We start from the raw sequence: 6,117 nt of genomic DNA on the forward strand, positions 1-6,117 counted from the left end.
CCTCCAGGGGATGGCAATTGGATTTTTTCTCGCTATTGATATTACGATGCTATTATTTGGGCTGACCTTCCCGATCAATTTAGGTCTTTCATTATATGATAATGGTGAAAGTCTTAAAACTTGGCTGAATAATTTTTGGACGTTGGCAAATGCTAAAATCTGCTTCTCGATCGTGACTGGAATTATTGTTTATCTCCAAATTTGGTCGGAATCTGGTGCCGCAGGAATGTTTGGTGGATTTGGGCTATTTGTAATCGAGCTGTTAATGGCAATCTTTGTACCAGTGATTACTTATTATTACTGCCAGGGAACGGCTTTAGCGATGTCGAGTGCCATGAATTCGATGTCAGCCGGAGCTGTCAAAGGTACCGCAGCAAATGTATTTAAGCTGGGCAAGGCTGGCGGTAAAATGGGACTTGGTAAAATTAAAAAGATGATGACTTAATGGAAAGATTTTAATCATTTATTTGTCTAAAATATAGTAAAAATCTGATTGATAGCTGTTCATGAAGACATACCCAGTCGTCAAGATCCCTGACTTAATTTCTGGGACTAGACCTATAATAATTCGCCATCGAGAGACTGTTTCTCATCCGAAAATTCCTAAGACCCGACTATCTCAGTTACCTATCTATCTCGGATATATAGGCTGGGGAGCGATAATTCTCAGCATTTTTATATTTGCGATCGGGGTAGTAACTTCCGAGCGGCTACTTCGTGTAAGTCCGATTTGCCTATGTTTGGGAATTGCAGTCCTTAATACCAAAGATCTACTCCCGTCTGCTAAAAATAGGTCTAGGTTAGGGGTGCAGATCGTCGAAAAGATTCAGACTATTCCTCCAAATTGGCAAACGATCGTCCAAGGAAAAATCATGCCCTATGAGCCAGAAATATCGACAGCTCAAATCGGTGTATCTGAAAAATACTTTCAAAAATACCTCCAGAAATATTTCCAAGATATCTTGCATCCGAGTTATCAGTTTAAGATTAATGATGAATACGCATATTCAAGCGACTTTACCTTGATTTTGCCAAATGGAATTTCGATCGACCTAGAAATTGATGAACCCTACAATGGGCTAAATAATCAACCACATCATTGTACTGACGATGGCAAAGACGATCGACGAGATGAGTTTTTTATTAGGGGGAACTGGATAGTAATTCGATTATCAGAATTTCAAGTCTGTGCCTATCCAGATGAGTGCTGTTACTTCATCGCGCGAACGATCGAGCGGATTGCCCAACAGAATATCGTTGCTCTCGATCGATTTACTGGAGTTAGCGATCTGCCTACCGATTCCAGATGGACTAGTCAAGAATCTCGCCAAATGGCAAAAGATAAATATCGAGTTAGATATTTGGCTAAATATAATGTTTATGGTTCTAGACAGGAAGTACAGCCAATTCTAAAGCGATCGTAACGATCGGCTTTTTAAGATTCAGTGGCACTAAAAATCAGGTGTTCCGATCGAACCCCTAATGCACTCCGATTTTCTAAAGTAATTACTTTAGAAAACGTGCTCGATCTGGCAACAATGCCACCGCTGTGCCCGAACCTTTTACCATTATTGGCACAATCTGCGATTGCGATCGCTCGATAACCAAGGTATTTTATAGATCGTTTACCGTTCGAGCGCAGATTGTACTAATCTAATGGGAAATGGTTGTATCACCTCGACCTATAGAGAAGTATTTTTCAGATCCTAACCTTATGGTCTTATCCAAGCAATACCGCATCGCTTTAGCAGCTCGTAAAGGTGGAGTTGGCAAAACTACCATCGGTTGCAGTCTTGCTTCAGTCTTCGCCGCACAACACAAATCGGTACTCCTAATCGATCTCGATCCTCAATCTAACTCCGCCTATGCTTTGGGAGTAGATCCTAGTGCCCCTGGTACCGCAGAATTATTAATGGGAGAGCAACCCACGCCGCTGGTTGCCAACGAATACCTACACGTTTTTCCAGGTGGGCCGAATCTCAATAACCAAGCAATCCAATCTCTCCACCCAGAAGAACTCGCCGACATCATCGATCGCTTACCCTATGAGGTGGTAATTTTAGATTGTCCGCCAGGAAACGAGAATCTGGAAAGATTTGGGATCGTGGCTTCTAATATCACTTTAGTAGTTACGAATGCTCATCCCTTCGCGATTATGGGAGCGAGTCGGGTACTAGCCATCTTAGATAGCTACCGGACTAAAGAGCGACGTGGGCCGAAAGAGTGGGCACTGGTTTTGTCCCAAATCGATGAGAGAAGAGGTTTGGATAAGACCCTACCCGCCGAATTGCAAGTTATGTTTCCAGACATTAAACATCTGATGGTACATCAAGATACCAATCTCTCTCAAGCAGGAGCGCAGCAAACCCCCATTGTAGAATATGCTCCAAAATCAAAAGCAGTAGAAGAACTCAGATCGATCGCCCAGTGGGTATGTAAAATAATTGATAATTGATAACGCTCGATCGAGGTCGCTCGCCGGATCTGAATTTAACTGCCGCACGGTAATTAAGGCTATGCTCTGCTTGGTTTCGATCTGCTCTAAGGCCAGTATTTATCAATTCTCAATTAATTAAAATGGCTCCCAAAACCCGTAAATCCGCAGCAGATATGTTGCAATCAGTCCAAGCGGCTGGAACTGGTATTCAAGAACGAGATCGTCAATTAGAGGCACGTTCGTTACAAGCAAAGGTCTCGATCGTCCCCCTACATAAGATCGTCGATCGAGTCATCGATACCAGAGAGCTAAACGATCGACACGTCGAAGAATTGGCGATCTCGATTTCCGTACTAGGTTTACTAGAACCACTCGTTTTAGATATCAAGAATAGATTACTAGCTGGAGGGCACCGCAAGGCGGCAATTTACTTGCTTAAGGAACGGAAGCCCTCCGCGTACTCCAAACACTTCCCCGATGACCTCATACCATCTAGAGTGTTAGATTTTGATGCCGATCGCGATCCAGATCTAGCCCTCCAAGTAGAGATCGCCGAAAATGAGAAGCGGCGAGACTACACTCCAGCAGAGGTCAAGAAACTCGCCCAACAGTTAAAATTAGCAGGCTATGTCGATACCAAAGGTCGTCCGGCAATAGGAGAAAAAGCACTGCGTCCAGCATTAGAAGTCATCATCGGCAAAAGTCAACGTACCGTTCGCCGTTACTTAAATGAGTCTGACGACCTCAAAAAAAGTGGGTCAAGTGACCTACTTTTTTCGGAAACAACCGCTTTAGCCAGTCTGCAAGCGAGTTTGAGTAAGTGGACGAAGGTGTATGGATCGGGAGAAAGCGAGATTGTCGAGCAGATCGATCGCGAGGTGATTAAATTGCTCAACAAGTTGGCACCTGCACTGAAAAAGGCTCGCCAGCGGGAGAGCGAGCGCAATCTCACGATCGAAACTACCCCTCATTCGATGACTTACGCTCAGATATCCGAAGAGGAAGCTCGTAGACAAAAAACTGGTGAGCCAACGGCGATCGATGTTGAAGCTACGACAATAATCGATTGAGACATCTACAAAAATGGATCTTGCCAAGTTTTGCTAGTCGCTTCGGCGCGATGGAGTAGGAGATTTAAACCTTACCTAGATATAAATCTACAACCTGCTCCAATCTTGGTTGGTGAGTAATAAATTCTTGTAACTGCCGTGTAAATTTTTCAAGTACTAGAGAGTTACCCTACTTTGCTATGAGATAGGTTTCTCGAACAATTCTAACTCAAGCTGGTGATATACCACGAGCGGTAATTGTGGCAATCGCTCGATAAGATGGACGAGTGTTAATTGTAAATTTCGATGCTTCTTTTGCTGTTTACGACCCAACTTACGCGCTTTTGGTAGCTTCAGATTGAGAGACAATTGCCCAGGGGTCGGGCGGGGATTGTGGCGGTGTACCCGAAGATGGCAACTCGCACACAAACACATTAAATTAGCTCTTTCGTTATGACCGGGATCGCCATCGACATGATGGGTTTGTGCTGAAAGTCTGCGTCGCAGCGCAAGACTCAAATGGCGATAACTAGCTGTAGGTGGTAAGCACTCTAAGTTGCAACGCTCGCAACAGTATCCACAGTCTTGTTTGACCGCAGTAGAAATCTCCGCCCAATTGTCTGGATAGTTACCAAGTACTAACATCAAATTATCGATCGGTATTGAACCAATTTAACAGATCATTTTATTAAGATTGAGATACATCAAGTGAGACTATTATAGTAGATCTATCTTGAATGATTAAAAATAATAAGGCTAATTAAATTAAAATTATTTAGGCGATGATATAATTATTAATAGTAAAAATGGTAAGTATTTAATACTTACCAAGTTCCAAAATATTTCAGTTCAATTATACCGTGAAAATAAGAGCTTCACGATCGCCAGGTAAATCTGGGAGCTTGTGTCAGTTTACGCAGCTCAAAACTGCCAAGGATGGCTCTACCTGTGAATACCCCACAATCGATAAAGAGCGCGATCCAGATGCAATCGAGGATTGGTATTGGCACTACACCTACAAACTGAAGAATCCAGAAGGTAAATTTGTCACCCACACCAAAACAGTTCCCCGCCGTAAAGTACCGACCGTCCGCGATCTTATCGCCCAGAATACATCTGTTGCAGGGATTCTCGAATATTTGCACTCTTCTAGCTAATTTTCTAAAGTAATTACTTTAGAAAATCAGAGCGAGTCGGCTAGGCGTCGATTCTCTTACGAGAGGCTACGCCAACGACAACGACATGATTGAGGTTCTACAACACTTTACTTTGAGCATTTTAAGTTAGTTGAGCCGCTTCTTACATTACAGCAGCCAAAAGCGCAGAGCCAATGTGTTGTCGGGAATCTGCATGTTATGGCTGCCAAGACTCGCTTGGATATTTTCTAAAGTAATTACTTTAGAAAATACGCTCGATCTGGCTGGGTAGCGATTCTCTTACCAGAGGCTACGCCAACGCTGTATCCTTTGTCAGGTAAAAATTTTATCAATCGCTATCGGGTAGCGTAGCAATTTCTGCTGCGGAAGATGGTTATATTCTCTCCATCGCATTTTAGGACGAGCCAAGCCCAGAGCAAGTTAGATGTTACAACCGATCGCATTGCCTCAGTAGGTAATGCACCCAATTTTCTAAAGTAATTACTTTAGAAAATTCAATCGGCCTCGTGAGAAATGGGTCAGGGGGTGAGGTCGATCTGGAGCCGAGTAGCCACAATCGTCAATCTATCCTATGCGGCCTTAGTCGAAATTACTCAAAAGACGCTTACCGCAAGTAGTTGAACCGATCGGCTCCTAGCTCAGTTTTTCTAAAGTAATTACTTTAGAAAATTTCCAAAAGAGCGATGCTGGTATAGGAGATCGCTTGCCAACCCTTAAATCCTGTGGATCGGGGAAAATTCAAAAAGTAGGCCACATGGCCTACTTTCCCATTCGAGCGACTAGCACATCAAATCCGGCATACTTTGGTAAGACTCAAATTATGAAAACCTAAAAAGTTGGAAGTCAAAGTGCGATCGTTTAAATTACCCACCCAGCGACATTTCTGGTTCGCATTCCTGGAAACTTTGCGAAGGTTGTACCAGATTAATTCTGTGGGTGACTGGTGATGCTGGTGCGACGACAGCAACTGAAGCTGGGTTAGTTGCTTCATAATATCCTGCCGAAGTAAGCTGTAGATCGGAGCCGAGTTCAGTGAGATATTGTCGGGTTAGATCGTCGGTATCCCCATCATTACCGCAGAGAATTTTAGCACCAGCTTTGACAGCAGCATCAAGCAAGGGCTTATATTCTCGCTCGAAATGTTGTTTGAGCAATTCTCGACCGAGTTGATTGCTAGATCGATTCCCCGTCACCATCACCACATCGGATGCCGAGTAGCTAGTGCAGTTGGCTTTTGCACCCCAACTAGCTCGATAATTTGCAGTTTGGCTCTTTTCAATTAATGGTACGCCAATGTATTTGTTAGCTTGGTAGCCGATGGCGATATCGAGTTGCGATCGGGCACCGAGTTTCGTCCAATCTTTAGTAGTGGCATAAGTAGCAACGATCGGGTTATCTAATTTTACCCCCTCCTTAATCAGTACATGCCCGACAGCCCGATCGTTCAAATAAGTACGGATTTTATCGACTTCTA

5 protein-coding genes and 2 pseudogenes are annotated in these 6,117 nt (G+C 43.6%); 5 read left to right on the top strand and 2 right to left on the bottom strand.

Features of this window, described 5'->3' with window-relative positions; genetic code table 11:
- The 4 genes and pseudogenes from RMO52_RS16120 to RMO52_RS16135 form a co-directional block, all read left to right on the top strand.
- Positions 1-445, top strand: a pseudogene (locus RMO52_RS16120) (hypothetical protein); the annotation flags it as partial.
- A gap of 361 nt (positions 446-806) precedes the next feature.
- Entirely contained in the window at positions 807-1,424 is a 618-nt protein-coding gene (locus tag RMO52_RS16125; protein WP_310416128.1) for a hypothetical protein, read from the top strand.
- 290 nt (positions 1,425-1,714) lie between these two features.
- Entirely contained in the window at positions 1,715-2,455 is a 741-nt protein-coding gene (locus tag RMO52_RS16130; protein WP_310416131.1) for a ParA family protein, read from the top strand.
- Positions 2,456-2,577: 122 nt separating this feature from the next.
- Complete coding sequence (locus RMO52_RS16135) at positions 2,578-3,507, top strand: ParB/RepB/Spo0J family partition protein (RefSeq protein ID WP_310416134.1); 930 nt, start codon at positions 2,578-2,580, stop codon at positions 3,505-3,507.
- Between the two features lie 177 nt (positions 3,508-3,684).
- On the opposite strand, the gene RMO52_RS16140 is transcribed toward RMO52_RS16135, so the two are convergent.
- Positions 3,685-4,131, bottom strand: a complete 447-nt coding sequence (locus tag RMO52_RS16140) for a restriction endonuclease (RefSeq protein WP_310416137.1) — start codon at positions 4,129-4,131, stop codon at positions 3,685-3,687.
- Between the two features lie 215 nt (positions 4,132-4,346).
- Here RMO52_RS16140 and RMO52_RS16145 point away from each other — a divergent pair, with 215 nt between their 5' ends.
- Entirely contained in the window at positions 4,347-4,643 is a 297-nt protein-coding gene (locus RMO52_RS16145; RefSeq protein WP_310416140.1) for a hypothetical protein, read from the top strand.
- 863 nt (positions 4,644-5,506) lie between these two features.
- Here RMO52_RS16145 and RMO52_RS16150 read toward each other — a convergent pair.
- A pseudogene (locus RMO52_RS16150) lies at positions 5,507-6,117 on the bottom strand (hypothetical protein); the annotation flags it as partial.

Source organism: Chamaesiphon sp. OTE_8_metabat_110 (genome assembly GCF_031382685.1).
Taxonomy (GTDB): domain Bacteria; phylum Cyanobacteriota; class Cyanobacteriia; order Cyanobacteriales; family Chamaesiphonaceae; genus Chamaesiphon.